We start from the raw sequence: 16,531 nt of genomic DNA on the forward strand, positions 1-16,531 counted from the left end.
GGCCGAAGGCTTGTGTCATGATGATCCGACCGCAGGTTAGTCGTCCTCTTCCTATATGAATAGATCTTCCGCGTTGCTCCTTGCTTTTGTCTTCCTCAGCGGCTGCCAGGCCATGGCCCCCGTGCAGCCGGACGGTACGCCGCCGACAGAAGACAGCACCCCCGCCCCTGAAAAGCCCAAGGTTTACTCATCGTTCAGCGAAGAAACGGTGTACAGCCTGCTGACCGCGGAGCTGGCCGGCCAGCGCAATCGCTTCGATATTGCGCTGGATAACTACGTGACCCAGGCCATCAATACGCAGGACCCGGGGATCTCCGAGCGCGCGTTTCGCATCGCCGAGTACCTGGGGGCCGATCAGGCGGCGCTGGACACGTCGCTGATCTGGGCGAAAAACGCCCCGGACGACTTGGAAGCACAACGGGCGGCGGCCATTCAGTTGGCGCGGGCCGGGCGCTATGACGACTCCATGGTGTATATGGAGAAAGTCCTGCAGGGCAAGGGCGACACCCATTTCGACTTCCTGGCGCTGTCGGCCGCCGACACCGACCAGGACACCCGCAATGGCCTGATGAACAGTTTCGATCGACTGCTACAGAAGCACCCGAAAAACAGCCAGTTGATTTTCGGCAAGGCCTTGCTGCTGCAACAGGATGACGAAGCCGAAGCAGCGCTGAAGCTGCTGGAACAAAACCCGCCGGATGAGGGGGAAATCGCCCCTATTCTGCTGCGCGCACGCTTGCTGCAGAATCTCAATCGCGGCAAGGAAGCGATTCCGTTGCTGGAAAAAAGCATCAAGAAGTACCCGGAAGACAAGCGCCTGCGCCTGACTTACGCACGTATGCTGGTGGAGCAGGACCGCATGGAGGACGCCAAAGTGCAGTTCGCCAATCTGGTCCAGCAATATCCGGACGACGATGAACTGCGCTATTCCCTGGCCCTGGTATGCCTTGAAGCCAAAGCCTGGGACGAGGCCAAAGGGTACCTGGAAGAGCTGATCGCCCGGGAAAGCCATGTGGATTCCGCGCACCTGAACCTGGGCCGCATTGCCGAAGAGCGCAACGACCCACAGGCAGCCCTGCTCGAATACGCTCAGGTCGGCTCCGGTAACGATTACCTGCCGGCCCAACTGCGCCAGGCCGATATCCTGATGAGCAACGGCCGCACCGATGAGGCGGAAAAACGCCTGGCCGCCGCGCGGGATGCCGAGCCGGACTATGCCATCCAGTTGTACCTGATTCAGGCTGAGACCTTATCGGCCAATAGTCAGGGTGATCGCGCCTGGAAAGTGCTGCAACAAGCCCTGTTGCAATTCCCCGACGATTTGAACCTGCTGTACACCCGCGCCATGCAGGCGGAAAAACGCAATGACTTGGCGCAGATGGAAAAAGACCTTCGCCTGATCATCAAGCGCGACCCGGACAACGCCATGGCCCTCAACGCCCTGGGTTACACCTTGTCCGATCGCACCACGCGCTACGACGAGGCCAAGGCGCTGATCGAACAAGCGCACAAACTCAATCCGGAAGACCCGGCCGTCCTCGACAGCCTCGGTTGGGTGAATTACCGCCTGGGTAATCTGGATGAAGCCGAACGCCTGCTGCGCCAGGCGTTGGAGCGCTTTCCCGATCAGGAAGTCGCGGCCCACTTGGGCGAAGTGTTGTGGGCCAATGGCAAGCAGCGCGAAGCCCGTCAAATCTGGGAAAAGTTCCTCAAGGAACAACCCGAAAGCCCCATCCTGCGCAGCACCATCAAGCGCCTGACCGGATCCGAGACCCTTTAAACTTATGTTTTTGCGCCACGTTGTAGTGTTCAGTCTTATCGCCTTGCTCGCCGGTTGCGCTGGCTTTGGCGCCCGTGAATCCGTTGAAGGCCAGGGCAACCCGGCGCAATGGAAGCAGCACAAGAGCCAACTGGCCAGCATCGATGGCTGGCAGATCGAAGGCAAGGTTGGCGTACGCGCGCCGAAAGATTCCGGCAGCGGTACGCTGTTCTGGCTGCAACGCCAGGACTACTACGATATTCGCCTCTCGGGCCCACTGGGCCGAGGTGCGGCGCGGCTGACCGGGCGTCCGGGCCAGGTGAGCCTCGAAGTGGCCAATCAGGGGCGCTACGAAGCGACCTCCCCGGAAGCTCTGCTGGAAGAACAGATTGGCTGGAAACTGCCGGTGTCTCATCTGGTCTGGTGGGTGCGCGGTTTGCCCGCACCGGACAGCAAGAGCCGCCTGAGCCTTAACGGCGACAGTCGTCTGGCCACCCTTGAACAGGATGGCTGGCAAGTTGAGTACCTCAGTTACGTACAACAGAACGGCTATTGGCTGCCCGAACGCATCAAATTGCACGGCACGGACCTGGACGTCACGTTGGTGATCAAGGACTGGCAACCGCGCAAATTGGGGCAATAACGTGACCGCAGAAAAACTGACCCTGCCCTCTCCGGCCAAACTCAATTTGATGCTGCATATTCTCGGACGCCGTGAAGACGGCTACCACGAGCTGCAGACGCTGTTTCAATTTCTCGATTACGGCGACGAACTGACCTTCGCCGTACGCGACGACGGCGTGATCCAGTTGCATACCGAATTCGAAGGCGTGCCCCACGACAACAATCTGATTGTGCGGGCCGCGAAAAAACTCCAAGAGCAATCCGGCAGCTCACTGGGCATCGACATCTGGATCGATAAAATTTTGCCCATGGGCGGTGGGATCGGCGGTGGCAGCTCGAATGCCGCGACTACGCTGCTGGGCCTGAACCACTTGTGGCAGCTCGGCTGGGACCCTGATCGCCTGGCTGCGCTGGGGCTGACGCTGGGGGCCGACGTCCCGGTTTTCGTTCGCGGGCACGCGGCTTTTGCCGAAGGCGTAGGGGAAAAACTGACCCCTGTAGAGCCCGAAGAGCCTTGGTATGTGGTCCTTGTCCCGCAAGTCTCTGTAAGTACAGCAGAAATTTTTTCAGATCCGCTGTTGACACGTAACTCTCCTCCCATTAAAGTGCGCCCCGTTCCCAAGGGAAACAGTCGAAATGACTGCTTACCGGTTGTAGCAAGGCGTTATCCAGAGGTACGTAACGCTTTGAATTTGCTAGGTAAATTTACCGAAGCAAAATTAACCGGAACTGGAAGTTGTGTGTTTGGGGGCTTCCCAAGCAAAGCTGAAGCTGATAAAGTCTCGGCCCTTCTTACAGAGACCCTTACAGGGTTTGTAGCAAAGGGAAGCAACGTTTCGATGTTGCATCGCAAGCTGCAAAGTCTGCTCTAAAAGGAATCGAGTACTGGGTACTCGTTGCAACAGATACAGGGGCGTCGCCAAGCGGTAAGGCAGCAGGTTTTGATCCTGCCATGCGTTGGTTCGAATCCAGCCGCCCCTGCCATTTTCCTATACTCATCCAGGTTACCCTCAGCCTCTAGGTACTGCGCGTGTCCAAGATGATGGTCTTTACGGGGAACGCTAACCCCGATCTGGCTCGACGTGTCGTACGTCAGCTGCATATCCCTCTCGGTGACATCTCTGTCGGTAAATTCTCCGACGGCGAAATTACAGCCGAGATCAATGAAAACGTCCGCGGTAAAGATGTCTTCATTATTCAGCCGACCTGCGCTCCGACCAACGATAACCTGATGGAACTCGTCGTGATGGCTGATGCCTTCCGCCGCTCCTCAGCGACTCGAATCACAGCTGTAATCCCTTACTTTGGTTATGCCCGTCAGGATCGCCGTCCGCGTTCCGCGCGTGTGGCTATCAGCGCGAAAGTCGTGGCTGACATGCTAACCGTGGTAGGCATCGACCGTGTTCTCACGGTTGACCTGCACGCTGACCAAATCCAGGGGTTCTTCGATATTCCGGTAGATAACATCTACGGTTCCCCCGTTCTGGTGGATGACATCGAAGACCAGCGCTTTGAAAACCTGATGATTGTGTCCCCGGACATTGGTGGCGTCGTGCGTGCACGGGCTGTTGCCAAATCCCTGGGCGTGGACCTCGGGATCATCGACAAACGCCGTGAAAAAGCCAATCACTCTGAAGTGATGCATATCATCGGTGATGTCGAAGGGCGTACCTGTATTCTGGTTGATGACATGGTCGACACCGCCGGCACCCTGTGCCACGCGGCGAAAGCCTTGAAAGAGCACGGTGCGGCTAAAGTCTTCGCCTACTGCACACACCCTGTGCTGTCGGGCCGAGCGATCGAGAACATCGAAAATTCCGTGCTGGACGAACTGGTGGTGACCAACACCATCCCGTTGTCCGCCGCCGCTCAAGCCTGTGCGCGTATCCGTCAATTGGATATCGCACCGGTCGTTGCTGAGGCGGTTCGCCGCATCAGCAACGAAGAATCGATCAGCGCGATGTTCCGTTAAGGGTTACCCCTTCGTAATAAAGCACTGACGAAAAGCGCCCCGCCCCAGCATTGTGTTGGGGCGGGGCTTTTTTGCCCATATCGAGTTTGGCGCTGGTCGCAAACGCCACTCGATGATGGCTATTTTGGAGATACAAAATGACTGAATTTACTCTGAACGCCCAAGCGCGTACTGACCTGGGGAAAGGTGCGAGCCGCCGCCTGCGTCACGCCGCTAACATTCCTGCTGTTGTATACGGCGGTAGCAAGCCTGCTGAATCCGTGACCATTCTGGCCAAAGAAATCGCCAAGCTGTTCGAAAACGAAGCTGCCTACAGCCACGTTATCGAGCTGAACGTCGACGGCACCAAGCAGAACGTCATCGTTAAAGCAATGCAGCGTCATCCTTCCAAGCAGTTCATCATGCACGCCGACTTCGTTCGCGTTGTAGCTGGCCAGAAACTGACCGCTATCGTGCCTGTGCACTTTGTTGGTGAAGAAGCTCCGGTCAAGAAAGGCGGCGAGATCTCTCACGTCCTGAACGAAATCGAAGTGACCTGCCTGCCGAAAGACCTGCCTGAGTTCATCGAAGTCGACCTGTCGGCTCTGGAAGTCGGCGCCATCGTTCACCTGTCCGACATCAAGGCGCCAAAAGGCGTTGAGTTCGTTGCACTGGCTCACGGTGATGACAAAGCAGTTGCCAACGTACACGCTCCACGCGTTGCTCCAGAAGCTGAAGAAGGCGCTGCAGAGTAATTCACTCTGTCTTGCCGGAGCTTGAGGAAACATCGCGGACCGAAACGTAGCGAGAAAGCGGGCGATAACGCGGCGTTTACTCTTGAGTAAATGATCTTTGTCGTCCACTTTCGCCGCATGCAGGTCGCGGCGATGTTATCCACAACTTCAAAGGAAGGGCCCCTGTCGTGACTGCCATTAAACTGATCGTTGGCCTGGGAAATCCAGGCGCCGAATACGAACAGACCCGGCATAACGCGGGGGCCCTTTTTGTTGAGCGCATCGCCCACGCCCAAGGTGTCAACCTGGTGGCCGATCGCAAGTATTTTGGCCTGACCGGACGCTTCTCGCATCAAGGTCAGGATGTTCGTCTGCTGATTCCCACCACTTACATGAACCGCAGCGGCCAGGCTGTCGCGGCGCTTGCGGGCTTCTTCCGGATCAAACCCGAAGAAATCCTGGTGGCCCATGACGAGCTGGACCTGCCACCCGGCGTCGCCAAGCTCAAACAGGGCGGCGGGCATGGTGGTCACAATGGCCTGCGCGACATCATCGCGCAGTTGGGCAATCAGAATACCTTTTACCGCCTGCGGCTCGGCATCGGCCATCCGGGCGTTGCCAGTATGGTTTCAAATTTCGTCCTGGGTCGTGCGCCACGCGCCGAACAGGAAAAACTCGATGCCAGCATCGATTTTGCCCTCGGCGTGCTGCCGGATATCCTCGCCGGTGAATGGAACCGTGCGATGAAAAACCTGCACAGCCAGAAGGCCTGACTCTTACCGAGGGGAAACACCATGGGATTCAATTGCGGCATCGTCGGCCTGCCCAACGTCGGCAAATCCACCCTGTTCAACGCCCTGACCAAGTCCGGTATTGCGGCGGAGAACTTCCCCTTCTGCACCATCGAACCCAACAGTGGCATCGTGCCTATGCCCGATCCGCGCCTGGACGCATTGGCGGCCATCGTCAATCCCAAGCGCATCCTGCCGACCACCATGGAATTCGTCGATATCGCGGGCCTGGTGGCCGGCGCGTCGAAAGGCGAGGGCCTGGGTAACAAGTTCCTGGCCAACATCCGTGAGACCGACGCCATCGCCCACGTGGTCCGCTGCTTTGAAGACGAGAACGTGATTCACGTCTCCAACAGCGTCGACCCGAAACGCGACATCGAGATCATCGACCTGGAACTGATCTTTGCCGACCTCGACAGCTGCGAAAAACAACTGCAGAAAGTTGCGCGTAACGCCAAGGGCGGCGACAAGGATGCCGTGGTCCAGAAAGGGCTGCTTGAGCAGTTGATCGCCCACTTCACCGAAGGCAAACCTGCGCGCAGCCTGATGAAGAACATGGGTGCCGACGAGAAAGCTGTGATCAAAGGCTTCCACCTGCTGACCACCAAGCCTGTGATGTACATCGCCAACGTGGCTGAAGACGGCTTCGAAAACAACCCGCTGCTCGACGTGGTCAAGGCCATTGCCGACGAAGAAGGCGCCATGGTTGTTCCGGTGTGCAACAAGATCGAAGCGGAAATCGCCGAACTTGAAGACGGCGAAGAAAAAGACATGTTCCTCGAGGCCCTGGGCCTGGAAGAGCCTGGCCTGAACCGCGTGATCCGAGCCGGCTATGAAATGCTCAACCTGCAAACCTACTTCACCGCCGGTGTCGAAGAAGTCCGCGCCTGGACCGTCAAGGTCGGTGCCACCGCGCCACAGGCCGCCGGCGTGATTCACACCGACTTCGAAAAAGGCTTTATCCGTGCTGAGGTGATCGCTTACAACGACTTCATCCAGTACAAGGGTGAGGCCGGTGCCAAGGAAGCAGGTAAGTGGCGTTTGGAAGGTAAGGAATACATCGTTAAAGATGGCGATGTGATGCACTTCCGTTTCAACGTATAATCGCTACTCGCGGTTTACGCCGAATATAAAAAGCCGATGCACTGCATCGGCTTTTTTGTGGGCGACGACTTTACGAATACTCTGACACAACAGATCAGTCTAAATACCAACAGTTTTCAGACTCTGCCTACTCTCCCCTGCACCGCTCTACTTAATACGTTCAGCGCCCGAAAACTATCAAACTTATCCCACATGACTTCGGCAACTAATCACCCTAAGGACCGGTGATAACTGTTATAAAATTCGCTGTATTGTGCAGAGCCTGCACGTTGTCTTTTCGACAGTGAAGCAAGAGCGAGTATGGAGTAATAATCCGATGTCGGCGCTTGACCACATGGAAAACGAAACAAGCACTTCACTCATTGAAGACGCTGACATTGAACATGTCTTGAGCAGCACTGCCCCCCTCAACGTTGACATCCTGTTGCTGGGAGAAACCGGCACCGGCAAAGATACCTTGGCACAACGCATTCATCGGCTATCAGGGCGACGGGGCAACCTGGTCGCGGTCAATTGCGCAGCCATTCCGGAGACCCTGGCGGAGAGTCAACTGTTTGGAGTCAACAGCGGCGCGTACACCGGCGCCGTGCAATCACGGGCAGGCTTCATCGAAGCCGCGCACCTGGGCACCTTGTACCTGGATGAAATCGACAGCTTGCCGCTCTCGCTCCAGGCCAAGCTGCTGCGAGTACTGGAGGCTCGTGGCGTTGAGCGCTTGGGTTCAACCCGCTTCATTCCGGTGGATATGCGCGTTATAGCGTCTGCCCAGCAGCTGCTGCATAAAATGGTCGAGCGAGGAGCGTTCAGGCGCGATCTTTATTTCCGCCTGAATGTGGTCACCATCCAGCTCGCGCCACTGCGTGAGCGCCGTGAACGCATTATCCCTTTATTCTTGAGCATGCTCAGGCAGGAGGCCGAGCGATTCAAACGCCCACCACCTTCACCACCCTGCACGCTGCTGCTGCAACTGCTTGGCTATTCCTGGCTGGGTAACGTGCGTGAATTGCGCTCGGCCGCCAAGCGCTGCGTACTGGGACTGCCACCGCTGTGTGGGCCGGCCATGCCGGATGACGGGGTCGAGATAGGCCTCAAGGGCCGCCTTCAACAGATTGAAAAGACGCTGATTGAAGAGTCTCTGCAGCGGAACGAACACAATGTGGACCGTGTGGCAGTCGAGTTAGGCGTGGCCAAACGCACGCTTTACTACCGAATGAAACAACTTCATATTTTGTTGAATTAACCCCCAGGCAATCAACTAATAATTCGAAACATTTGCACGAAAAACTTCAGGAACGCCATCCACATCAACGGCCACATAGTTAGTGCCAGCAGCGATTCAAATATTATGAATCAAACTGGTAAACCCACTATCTTTATTGCAGGCATCTCTGGAGAACACCCAATGACGATACCCTCCAACACTGGCTATAACCCTTATTCGGTTGGCAATAGTTATGACTCAGGCGCACCGAGTTTGGAACAAACCACCGAAGGGTCTAAAGAAGACAACAAAAAGATCGCAGAGTTGGCTCGAGAAGCTAGGTGGCAAACCGGCTTGAAGAGTGTTGCTGATACCTACCGTTAAGAATGGCCAGCTTCCCCGAGGCAATCAGTCGGGGAAGTTTTCTACACCGGCGACGCTGACCCAGCGTCGCCCTCCTGAGCCCTTGATGCAAAAGGTCTGGCATGCAAATCAAAACCGTTTTTTCCGCAGAGCATGACGACACTGGCAGCGCACACAGATCAGTTGAATATTCACCCGCACCGCCTGCCGATATCCATCTCTTCACCTCAGCCCTGGCACAGCCAACCCCCCTGGCTGCCACCACGCATCGGGCTGAACGGAGCAGCCTGCTGGCAGACGCGTCAGACGCGCTCGCCCACTCAACAGAACGCATGGGCAAAAGTTTGCGCGCCCTCAGTAAAAAAAATAACGAGCGTGCAATGCGGGACTACCCTAGCCACCTTTCCAACACCTTGCTGCTGACTCACATCCTGGTCAAGAGTGTCGGGAAAACCGCCCAAGGCCTCGATAAAATCAGCAATTTGCAGTAGATGGGCATGAAGTCCCTCCTCCCCGCTCTGCTGCTTTTATGGCTCGCCTTCATGCTGAACGGTTGCAGTGAGCGCGTCGAACTCCACCGCCAATTATCCGAACAGGAAGCCAACGAGGTCATTGCCGAATTGGCTGACAAACATATCCGCGCACAAAAAGTGCCTGCTAAAGACGGTGTTGTCGTGGTCGTCAATGCCATCGACATCGGTCGTGCCGTGCGTACGTTGGAGGCGGTCGGATTGCCCAAGGTCGCACGTACCACATTGGGCGATACGTTTCGCAAGGACGGCGTCATTTCAACACCACTGGAGGAGCGGGCTCGGTACATCTATGCCCTGTCCCAGGAACTTGAGGCGACCTTGTCGAACATTGACGGTGTCATCATCGCCCGGGTGCATGTGGTGCTTCCAGAGCGCATCGCGCCGGGAGAACCGGTGCAACCGGCCTCTGCTTCGGTTTTCATCAAGCATGATCCGCGGCTAGACCCCGATAATATCCGTTCTCGGGTTCGCCGAATGGTTGCCAGCAGCATCCCGGGAATGTCCACGGCGGTGGATAACCCGCAAAAGCTCACGGTGGTCTTCGTGCCTTCAATCGTCTATCAAGAGCAACGGCAGCTGACGTATTTCGGACCGTTCTTGATACCCGCAGATGACCTCGGTTTTTGGCGCGCCAGCATGACCCTTACGTTGGTTGCCATCGTGATGACGACGGCCGCGTTACTCTTCCTGCGCAACCGGCGACAGCGGGCAATCCAAGCTGCGGCCGGCTACTCCGATAATTCGCAAGCGACCCACCCGTGAGTGAACACCTGAGCTGGGCGCAATGGTGGGCGCGTCCTTGGAGGTCGGCGCACGATGACTGGCATACCCTCGGCGACCCAGTAATCAACGCGCTGCGCCTTATCGACGCCCCAGTGAACTGTACCGTCGAAGGTATTACCGCAGGCCTGCCCCCTGCTCCTCACCCCACGCTGCTCAAGCTGGCCTTGGCGTCGGTCTCGGAACTCGATTTCGTGCTCGACCTGATTGACAGCATTTGTAGGCCGCAAACCACCACCGCCTTGCAGGAGGATCATCACCTATGGTGCAAGCGAATTGCCAAGGCCTTGCCCCCGCAAACACTGTTACCTGCAGACGATCCTTTGCAACTGCTGCGTGCATGGGTTGAGCCTCCCGTCTGGCAACGCCTCCGATTGCGCTTTTGCTTTGCGCGTGTGCTCGAACTGGAAAGAAGCCACCGCCCATACGTCGGCGATGCGAGTCGCCTGGATACCCTGTGGCAAGCCGTGGTGTGGCGCATGACAACACCCACCAGCACTCGCGTGGTGCCTGCGCCCCACGCAATGGACGACTGACGATGCTCTGCCGACGCAAAATCACGCTGCCGCCCGACGCCAATAGCCTGTCGCACGGGCTGATTCCCAGAGAGGTGCTCGCTGACTGCACCCAAGCCGAACACCTGTTAACCCGCGCCAAGGCTCAGGCTGACGCGTTGCTCAACCGCGCACAACTCAGCCGCGAGGCGCTTTTGGAGCAGGCGGGCCAGGCGTTCTGGCAACGCGCCAACGCACAGCTGCATCGATGGGAAAACGAGCAAAAAGCATTGTGCGACAACCTGGAGCGGTACATCACAGGGGTCGTCAACCAGGCGATCAGACACCTGCTTGACGAGACGCCGCAGCCACAACGCCTGGCAGCGCTGCTCAAGCAATTGCTGGCAAGCCAGGTACCGGAGGTGAATGCGCTCCTGTTGTGTCATCCACGGGAAATCGAGGCACTCAAACATTGCCTCAGCCGCCATAACGCCGCGCGTTGGAGAGTTCAGCCAGACGACACCATCAGCACTCAAACCCTCGTTCTGAAAACCGACGAAGGCGACTTTCACATCAATTGGGCCTCCATGCTTGCCCCGTTTTCCAAAGAAGGTGATCGGGCTCCACTGGCTGGCCTGGCGCAATCAACTTGGAACTGAATAGCCAGCACTGACCACAGAGGTGAGGTCTATCAGGAGAGAATTATGGACTTCTATAACGGCTTCAAACGTGAGCTTCTGGGCCAAGTTAAGACTGACACCCTGCGTTATAAAACCATCGAGCAGTCCCCTGCGGAGACCTCAGAGGACATGCTGATGTTTTACGAGAGCATGTTTAAAAGGCATCACTCCGATTGGGCGTTCAACGAGCACAGCCGGGTCAACTACATGCTGTTCAAAACCGCACTGGACGGTGTGCCATAAGTTGGAAGATCAACTTATTGACTGGTTGGGCGGCGACTCAGAACAGATGCTCGTCCTCGAGAACAACGATGAAATCATCCTGAAACGTCACGGCGACGCCGTGTTGATCTGCGTTCAACTGACGTCACGTCGGCCGGATCACGCACCGTTGCACTGTTGGCTGCGACTGGGTGCGGTCAGCCTGAATCACTTTCAAGGCTCGCTTGCCCAAGCGCCTGACAGTGGCGCGCTCTGGTTGGTCCAATGCCTGCGCACCGACCCGCACGAGACATCGTTGCTCAACAGCCTCGAAGCCCTGCTCAACCAACGCGACACGTGGCGCTCGACGGTCGCGCGCCTTGCCCTGCCGGCTCATCAATCCAAACCTACTTCGTTACGTTCGCTGTCGTATTAACCAGAGAACTCTATGTACAACAAGACCCAGAGCTATAACCGCATGCCTATTGCCTTGCCCAGAACATCGTCAAGGCTTGCCACCTGGCGTTGCCTGCTCACACTCCCCTGGTTGCTGATACCTGCTCAAAGCGTCCTGGCCGCCATTCCCCCGGAATGGAAAAACACCGCCTACGCCTATGAGGCCGAACACAAACCACTACGGGAAGTCCTCGAAGACTTCGCCCAGACCTTTGGCACGCAATTGCACATCGAGGGCCTGCTGGAGGGGGACGTCAACGGCAAGATCCGCGCGAACACCCCACAGTCACTACTGGACAGACTAGGTGTCGAACACCGTTTCCAGTGGTACCTCTACAACAACACGCTTTACATCAGCACGCTGGATCAGCAGGAGTCAGCACGCCTGGAGGTCTCATCAGAGACGATTTCCGACCTCAAGCAGGCGTTGACCGATATCGGACTGCTCGATAGCCGTTTCGGTTGGGGAGAGTTGCCCGAAGACGGGGTCGTACTCGTCTCCGGCCCCAAGCGCTATATCGAACAGATCAAGCAGTTCAGCAGCCAGCGCCGCTCACCGGATGAAAAACAGAGCGTGTTGAGTTACCCGTTGAAGTTTGCCAATGCAACGGACCGCCAGGTGGATTACCGCGGAGAAAAACTCAACATTCCCGGTGTCGCCAGCATTTTACGCGGGCTGCTGGAACCACGCTCCACTTCGAAGCTTTCGGGGCTCTCGAGTCTGAGCCAGCGCCCAGCCTCCCCCCCCGCGCCGCTCACACCCAACATTCCCCGGTTAGGCAACCCGTTGCTGGGCCAGATGCTCGGTGCTAACGCCAACCCGACATCACTGGACACCGGCCCCGCGCTCACCCCGCGCGCCCCGGTTTCCAACAGTCGGATCAGGGTTGAAGCCGATTTGCGCAATAACGCGGTGCTGATTTACGACTTGCCGGAACGCCAGGCCATGTACCGCGAGCTGATCACCCAACTCGATGTGGCGCGCAAGCTGGTGGAAATCGACGCGATCATCCTCGATATCGAGCGCACGCAATTGCGGGAGTTCGGGGTCAACTGGGGGTTCCAGAACAGCCGGTTCCGCGGCGGGGCCAATCTGGCACCGGGCACGTCGTCACAGTTGTCGATCGAACACCGCGATCGCTTCTATGCGGACATTCGCGCCCTGGAGGCCAAGGGCCTGGCGACCATGGTCTCCAATCCCTCGGTGCTCACGCTGGAAAACCAACCTGCGGTGATCGACTTCAACCGCACGCAGTACCTGACGCCCGGTAGAGAGAATGCAACCATCTTGCCCGTCACTGTGGGAACCAGTTTCCAGGTGGTGCCTCGTGTGATCACCAGCCGTGGCGGCCATCAGATCCATCTGGCGGTGGATATCGAAGACGGCAACTTCGACGAGTCCAACCCCATCCCAGGCAACCTTGATGTGCGCCGCGGCAAGGTTAGTACCCAGGCGGTGATGGCGGAGAAACGTTCGCTGGTGGTCGGTGGCTTCCATGTCACTGAAAACACCGACAAACACAACAAGGTGCCGCTGCTGGGTGATATTCCGCTGTTGGGCAAGGCGCTGTTCTCCTCGACCGAACGGCAGAACAACCGGCGAGAGCGCTTGTTCATCCTGACACCACGGGTCATCGGCGATCAGTCCGACCCGTCACGCTACTTGCCCCAGGCCGACCAGGTTGAATTGCAGAAGGCCCTTGCGCCATTGGCCCGTCGCAATGCCCCTCACCCGCCGGTGATCAAGCGCAGCGATATCATCAGTACCCTGGCGCATTTGGTCAGCGGTGAAGTGCCTAAGCCCTTCAAGGCCGCACCGATGCCGCTGGGCTTGAATACGCTGTGCAGCACCCGCGACTTGCTGGCTCTGAACACCGAGCGTAGCCAATGGTATGCCGGCCCCGAGTACAACGTGGCAGTCGTCGTGCTGCGCAACCAGTTCAATCGCAATGTGCGTATCGACGAAAAGGAATGCAGCAACGCCCAGACCTTGGCCGTCAGCGTGTGGCCGCGTGCCTGGCTCAAGCCGGGTGAAGAAGCCGAGGTCTTTATCGCCATGCGCCCTGTGGTGAAGGATGAACACCGTAGCGTGCCGCGCCCTTCTTTGATCACTCCAGCTCAAAAGGCTATGCCATGAAACACCGCCTACTCTGCGTCACCCTGATCGCCACCGCGTTGCTCGTTGCCGGCTGCACCCCCACCTGCAAGGGCGACTCGTGCTCTCGCCCGCAATCGACCAAGGACAAAATGGTGATCTGGTGGCCACCGCAGATGCGTGTCGAGCCTGGCCCCGCCGGGGAGCGAAAAGACTATCAAACGGTCTCCCTGGAACGATGAGCGCAAAAGAAATGCCCGACGCACAACGCCAGGTGTTTCTGGACAATCTGGTGAGCGGCGCTGCTGCTCACCTGCAACTCGCTCCCGGAATCAAAGTATGCGCGCTGCAAGCCGGCAAGCAGCCAGGGATGGCTTTGCTCATCGCGCGTGAAGCGCTGCAATCCGGGCAACTGCAACGGGTTCTGGAGCGACGCTTTGAGCATGCATCTCTGTACGATGGCTGCTTTGCCTACCTCGACGCCCAAAACGCTTTGGTGATTTGGCACGCGCTGCCTACGGCGCGTAACGCGCTGGACAAGATCCTCAGCCGGATGTTATCGCTGACTAACCTCAGCGCCCTGGACACGACCTCCAGCCGCTGATCAGCGCCGCTCAAGCTCCGGCAACTCCAGGGTTTCGCGTTTGGCTTCGTCATCCAGCTCACGCAAGGTCCGGTAGATCAACGCCACGGCCTGCAAGGTTTCGCGGGGAATGCTGGCACCCAGTTTTTTCTCGTAGAGCGTACGGGCCAACCAAACGCACTGGATCACCGGCACCTCGGCAGCCTTCGCCCGAACGATCAGTCGACGGGCGTCGGCGTCCGTACCTTTGCTGATCAGCAGCGGCAGCGGCGTCTTACCTGGGCGGTAATACAGGGCCACCGCAAAGTGCGTCGGGTTGACCACCAGCATATCGGCCTCCTCCAGCTTGGGCAGCTTGACCTTGGGTTCCTCCTGAGCCAGTTGCTGCGCCAACGCACGACGCTGGCCCTTCACATGAGGGTCGCCCTCCATGTCCTTGTACTCTTTGACGACCTCGACCTGGGTCATGCGCATACGCTTGGCGAAGAAATGCTTCTGTAAAGCCAGGTCGATCAGGGCCAGCACCAATAACAACCCGAGACAGGCATGCAGCAAGTGACGAAACAGGGCGATCAGCCCCAAGACGTAACTGGGCAAATCGCTGGTTGCCAGGTTGATCAGAGCACCCAGCGAAGGCCAGACCACCACGTACACCACCAGGCCAATCAGGAATGCCTTGGCGATGCTCATCAACAGATTCATCACCGACTGGGCAGAGAACATTTGTTTGAGCTGGCTGACCGGATTGACGCGATTGAAATCGAGCTTCAGGGCCTCCGGGGCGAACAACAACCCGAATTGCATCCAACTGCTGATCAGCTTCGTCATAACCGCTACCCCGACCATCAGTAGGGCAAACGAGACAAACATCACCAGCCCTTCAACCATCACTTCTTCCAACGCCCGTACAAACGGCTCGTTGAAGCGCGACATCGGCAACGCCATCAATTGCTGGAAGCGCTGAAGGCTGGTTTCGGCGGTCAACAAGGCGATCTCACTGATGGCCGTGAGTACCAGTAACTTAGGGACGTCCTGACTCTGGGCGACCTGGCCCTTCTTACGTTGGTCGCGCAGTTTCTTGGCGGACGCCGGGTGCTTTTTTTCCCCCGAGTCACTCATGAGCCCGTAGCCTTGAACATCAGCCCCAGCGAGTGTTTAAGCTCGCCGAGCTGGAGCATGCGCCCCACGATCAGGTCCTGCAGCAATGCAAAGTACAACAGCACAATACCAATACCTGCCAGACACTTGACCGGCGGCGCCAGCGTACTCACCTGCAGCTGCTGGCTGTAAACCCCCAGTAATGCGATGCCGAACTCCAGCAACAACAGCACCGCTATAAAGGGCGCGGCGTACAACATCATGTGCGTGAAGGTATCGCCCAGCAAGCCGACGAATACACTCATGCCATTCGGTGCGGGCAGCGGAAACCAAACGGTCGGTGGCCAGATCAAGTAGCTGTCCCAGATCACCTGGGTCAACGCGCCCAAGCCCAGGCTGACCATCAGCAGAAAAATCGCCAGCTGCTTGAATAGATGCCCGATCGGAGTGGCATCCGGCCCCAATGAAGGGTTGAGCTGGCCACCGGCCAACGCACCGCGCTGGTTGTCCAGTAACGCCCCCACGGCTTCGAACATCCAGAACGGCATCGCCAGCAACACGCCCAGCAACAGCCCGAGCGCCACCTCCTTGAGCACCAGCCCGCCGAGCATAAGCGCCGAGTAATCCTGCCCCTGCAGCGCCGCGTGAATACCCGGCGCAGGCATCAATGCCATGACCATCACAATGGTGTGCCGAGGCATCCCGCGTATGTGCTGGAAACAAAACGCCGCCACCAGGATGGCACAGGGGTAAATACGCGCCATGCCGATCAGCAGGCTGGGCAGGAATTCAAGGTAGAGCAGCACAGGCGGGGCCTCAGTTCAGGGCCGAGCGGCCGATCATGTCGAAGGTCAGGTTGATCAGTTGGATCAACTCCACACCAATCCAGCGTCCGGTCATGATCAGTGTGATACCCACCGCCACCAGCTTGATGCCAAAGGGCAACGTCTGGCCCTGGACCTGCATCAATGCTTGCACCAGAGACGTCAGCACACCGACCACCACCGCCACAATCAACGGCGGCGCCGACAACACCACCACCAGCAACATGCCTTGCTTGAACAGCACGATCGGGTCCATAAGC

At 57.8% G+C, this 16,531-nt stretch carries 21 protein-coding genes and 1 tRNA gene; 19 read left to right on the forward strand and 3 right to left on the reverse strand.

The window, feature by feature from the left end; translation table 11 throughout:
* Positions 1–55: 55 nt before the first annotated feature.
* The 19 genes from FIV35_RS25180 to FIV35_RS25270 all read left to right on the forward strand — a co-directional run bounded on the left by FIV35_RS25180 (position 56) and on the right by FIV35_RS25270 (position 14,370).
* The gene (locus FIV35_RS25180) at positions 56–1,780 is read left to right on the forward strand and encodes a tetratricopeptide repeat protein (protein WP_034095784.1); all 1,725 of its coding nucleotides are present in this window, start codon (positions 56–58) and stop codon (positions 1,778–1,780) included.
* A gap of 4 nt (positions 1,781–1,784) precedes the next feature.
* Positions 1,785–2,402 (forward strand): lipoprotein insertase outer membrane protein LolB, encoded by a 618-nt coding sequence (lolB, locus tag FIV35_RS25185; protein ID WP_034136797.1) that lies wholly within the window; start codon positions 1,785–1,787, stop codon positions 2,400–2,402.
* A 49-nt stretch (positions 2,403–2,451) separates the two neighbouring features.
* Positions 2,452–3,255: a 4-(cytidine 5'-diphospho)-2-C-methyl-D-erythritol kinase gene (gene ispE, locus FIV35_RS25190; protein ID WP_231980936.1), complete on the forward strand. Its 804-nt coding sequence runs from the start codon at positions 2,452–2,454 to the stop codon at positions 3,253–3,255.
* Between the two features lie 37 nt (positions 3,256–3,292).
* A tRNA-Gln gene (locus FIV35_RS25195) sits at positions 3,293–3,367 on the forward strand.
* Between the two features lie 46 nt (positions 3,368–3,413).
* Positions 3,414–4,355 (forward strand): ribose-phosphate pyrophosphokinase, encoded by a 942-nt coding sequence (locus tag FIV35_RS25200; protein ID WP_003171603.1) that lies wholly within the window; start codon positions 3,414–3,416, stop codon positions 4,353–4,355.
* Positions 4,356–4,492: 137 nt separating this feature from the next.
* Complete coding sequence (locus tag FIV35_RS25205) at positions 4,493–5,089, forward strand: 50S ribosomal protein L25/general stress protein Ctc (RefSeq protein ID WP_034136795.1); 597 nt, start codon at positions 4,493–4,495, stop codon at positions 5,087–5,089.
* Positions 5,090–5,256: 167 nt separating this feature from the next.
* Positions 5,257–5,841 (forward strand): aminoacyl-tRNA hydrolase, encoded by a 585-nt coding sequence (pth, locus tag FIV35_RS25210; protein WP_034095780.1) that lies wholly within the window; start codon positions 5,257–5,259, stop codon positions 5,839–5,841.
* Positions 5,842–5,862: 21 nt separating this feature from the next.
* Positions 5,863–6,963: a redox-regulated ATPase YchF gene (ychF, locus tag FIV35_RS25215; protein WP_034095779.1), complete on the forward strand. Its 1,101-nt coding sequence runs from the start codon at positions 5,863–5,865 to the stop codon at positions 6,961–6,963.
* 316 nt (positions 6,964–7,279) lie between these two features.
* Positions 7,280–8,203, forward strand: coding sequence for a sigma-54-dependent Fis family transcriptional regulator (locus FIV35_RS25220; protein WP_034136794.1), 924 nt, complete (start codon positions 7,280–7,282; stop codon positions 8,201–8,203).
* A 105-nt stretch (positions 8,204–8,308) separates the two neighbouring features.
* Positions 8,309–8,548, forward strand: a complete 240-nt coding sequence (locus FIV35_RS25225) for a hypothetical protein (protein WP_146375090.1) — start codon at positions 8,309–8,311, stop codon at positions 8,546–8,548.
* Positions 8,549–8,649: 101 nt separating this feature from the next.
* The gene (locus FIV35_RS29995; RefSeq protein ID WP_231980874.1) at positions 8,650–9,018 is read left to right on the forward strand and encodes a hypothetical protein; all 369 of its coding nucleotides are present in this window, start codon (positions 8,650–8,652) and stop codon (positions 9,016–9,018) included.
* A 6-nt stretch (positions 9,019–9,024) separates the two neighbouring features.
* Positions 9,025–9,822, forward strand: a complete 798-nt coding sequence (gene sctJ, locus FIV35_RS25235) for a type III secretion system inner membrane ring lipoprotein SctJ (RefSeq protein WP_034136818.1) — start codon at positions 9,025–9,027, stop codon at positions 9,820–9,822.
* Positions 9,819–10,376, forward strand: a complete 558-nt coding sequence (locus FIV35_RS25240) for a hypothetical protein (RefSeq protein ID WP_052198904.1) — start codon at positions 9,819–9,821, stop codon at positions 10,374–10,376. Before sctJ ends, FIV35_RS25240 begins: the two co-directional genes overlap by 4 nt.
* Before the next feature lie 2 nt (positions 10,377–10,378).
* Entirely contained in the window at positions 10,379–10,993 is a 615-nt protein-coding gene (gene sctL, locus FIV35_RS25245; protein ID WP_034136793.1) for a type III secretion system stator protein SctL, read from the forward strand.
* A 45-nt stretch (positions 10,994–11,038) separates the two neighbouring features.
* Entirely contained in the window at positions 11,039–11,257 is a 219-nt protein-coding gene (locus FIV35_RS25250; RefSeq protein WP_034136792.1) for a hypothetical protein, read from the forward strand.
* A 1-nt stretch (position 11,258) separates the two neighbouring features.
* Positions 11,259–11,651, forward strand: a complete 393-nt coding sequence (locus FIV35_RS25255; RefSeq protein ID WP_034136791.1) for a type III secretion protein — start codon at positions 11,259–11,261, stop codon at positions 11,649–11,651.
* Between the two features lie 42 nt (positions 11,652–11,693).
* The gene (sctC, locus tag FIV35_RS25260) at positions 11,694–13,808 is read left to right on the forward strand and encodes a type III secretion system outer membrane ring subunit SctC (RefSeq protein WP_375538219.1); all 2,115 of its coding nucleotides are present in this window, start codon (positions 11,694–11,696) and stop codon (positions 13,806–13,808) included.
* The gene (gene hrpT / locus FIV35_RS25265; RefSeq protein ID WP_034136789.1) at positions 13,805–14,008 is read left to right on the forward strand and encodes an HrpT family type III secretion system protein; all 204 of its coding nucleotides are present in this window, start codon (positions 13,805–13,807) and stop codon (positions 14,006–14,008) included. The genes sctC and hrpT overlap by 4 nt, the downstream gene beginning before the upstream one ends.
* A gap of 11 nt (positions 14,009–14,019) precedes the next feature.
* A complete protein-coding gene (locus FIV35_RS25270) occupies positions 14,020–14,370 on the forward strand; it encodes a hypothetical protein (RefSeq protein WP_034136816.1) in 351 nt (116 codons plus the stop codon).
* On the opposite strand, the gene sctU is transcribed toward FIV35_RS25270, so the two are convergent.
* Genes sctU through sctS form a run of 3 tightly spaced genes read right to left on the reverse strand, consistent with a single transcriptional unit; the run spans position 14,371 to position 16,527 of the window.
* Complete coding sequence (sctU, locus tag FIV35_RS25275; RefSeq protein WP_034136788.1) at positions 14,371–15,468, reverse strand: type III secretion system export apparatus subunit SctU; 1,098 nt, start codon at positions 15,466–15,468, stop codon at positions 14,371–14,373. It lies immediately after the preceding gene.
* On the reverse strand, positions 15,465–16,253 hold the full coding sequence (sctT, locus tag FIV35_RS25280) for a type III secretion system export apparatus subunit SctT (RefSeq protein ID WP_034136787.1): 789 nt from the start codon (positions 16,251–16,253) through the stop codon (positions 15,465–15,467). The genes sctU and sctT overlap by 4 nt, the downstream gene beginning before the upstream one ends.
* 10 nt (positions 16,254–16,263) lie before the next feature.
* Positions 16,264–16,527, reverse strand: coding sequence for a type III secretion system export apparatus subunit SctS (gene sctS, locus FIV35_RS25285; RefSeq protein ID WP_083377911.1), 264 nt, complete (start codon positions 16,525–16,527; stop codon positions 16,264–16,266).
* Positions 16,528–16,531 lie beyond the last annotated feature (4 nt).

Origin of the sequence: Pseudomonas rhodesiae (assembly GCF_007858255.1) — a bacterium.
In the GTDB taxonomy this organism is placed as follows: domain Bacteria; phylum Pseudomonadota; class Gammaproteobacteria; order Pseudomonadales; family Pseudomonadaceae; genus Aquipseudomonas; species Aquipseudomonas rhodesiae.

Coding starts and splice junctions, on each gene's coding strand:
- FIV35_RS29995 (WP_231980874.1), top strand. CDS start 8,650: ATGCAAATCAAAACCGTTTTTTCCGCAGAGCATGACGACACTGGCAGC.
- sctU (WP_034136788.1), bottom strand. CDS start 15,468: ATGAGTGACTCGGGGGAAAAAAAGCACCCGGCGTCCGCCAAGAAACTG.
- sctJ (WP_034136818.1), top strand. CDS start 9,025: ATGAAGTCCCTCCTCCCCGCTCTGCTGCTTTTATGGCTCGCCTTCATG.
- FIV35_RS25180 (WP_034095784.1), top strand. CDS start 56: ATGAATAGATCTTCCGCGTTGCTCCTTGCTTTTGTCTTCCTCAGCGGC.
- FIV35_RS25250 (WP_034136792.1), top strand. CDS start 11,039: ATGGACTTCTATAACGGCTTCAAACGTGAGCTTCTGGGCCAAGTTAAG.
- FIV35_RS25270 (WP_034136816.1), top strand. CDS start 14,020: ATGCCCGACGCACAACGCCAGGTGTTTCTGGACAATCTGGTGAGCGGC.
- hrpT (WP_034136789.1), top strand. CDS start 13,805: ATGAAACACCGCCTACTCTGCGTCACCCTGATCGCCACCGCGTTGCTC.
- FIV35_RS25225 (WP_146375090.1), top strand. CDS start 8,309: ATGAATCAAACTGGTAAACCCACTATCTTTATTGCAGGCATCTCTGGA.
- sctS (WP_083377911.1), bottom strand. CDS start 16,527: ATGGACCCGATCGTGCTGTTCAAGCAAGGCATGTTGCTGGTGGTGGTG.
- sctC (WP_375538219.1), top strand. CDS start 11,694: ATGCCTATTGCCTTGCCCAGAACATCGTCAAGGCTTGCCACCTGGCGT.
- FIV35_RS25205 (WP_034136795.1), top strand. CDS start 4,493: ATGACTGAATTTACTCTGAACGCCCAAGCGCGTACTGACCTGGGGAAA.
- lolB (WP_034136797.1), top strand. CDS start 1,785: ATGTTTTTGCGCCACGTTGTAGTGTTCAGTCTTATCGCCTTGCTCGCC.
- FIV35_RS25220 (WP_034136794.1), top strand. CDS start 7,280: ATGTCGGCGCTTGACCACATGGAAAACGAAACAAGCACTTCACTCATT.
- ispE (WP_231980936.1), top strand. CDS start 2,452: ATGCTGCATATTCTCGGACGCCGTGAAGACGGCTACCACGAGCTGCAG.
- sctL (WP_034136793.1), top strand. CDS start 10,379: ATGCTCTGCCGACGCAAAATCACGCTGCCGCCCGACGCCAATAGCCTG.
- ychF (WP_034095779.1), top strand. CDS start 5,863: ATGGGATTCAATTGCGGCATCGTCGGCCTGCCCAACGTCGGCAAATCC.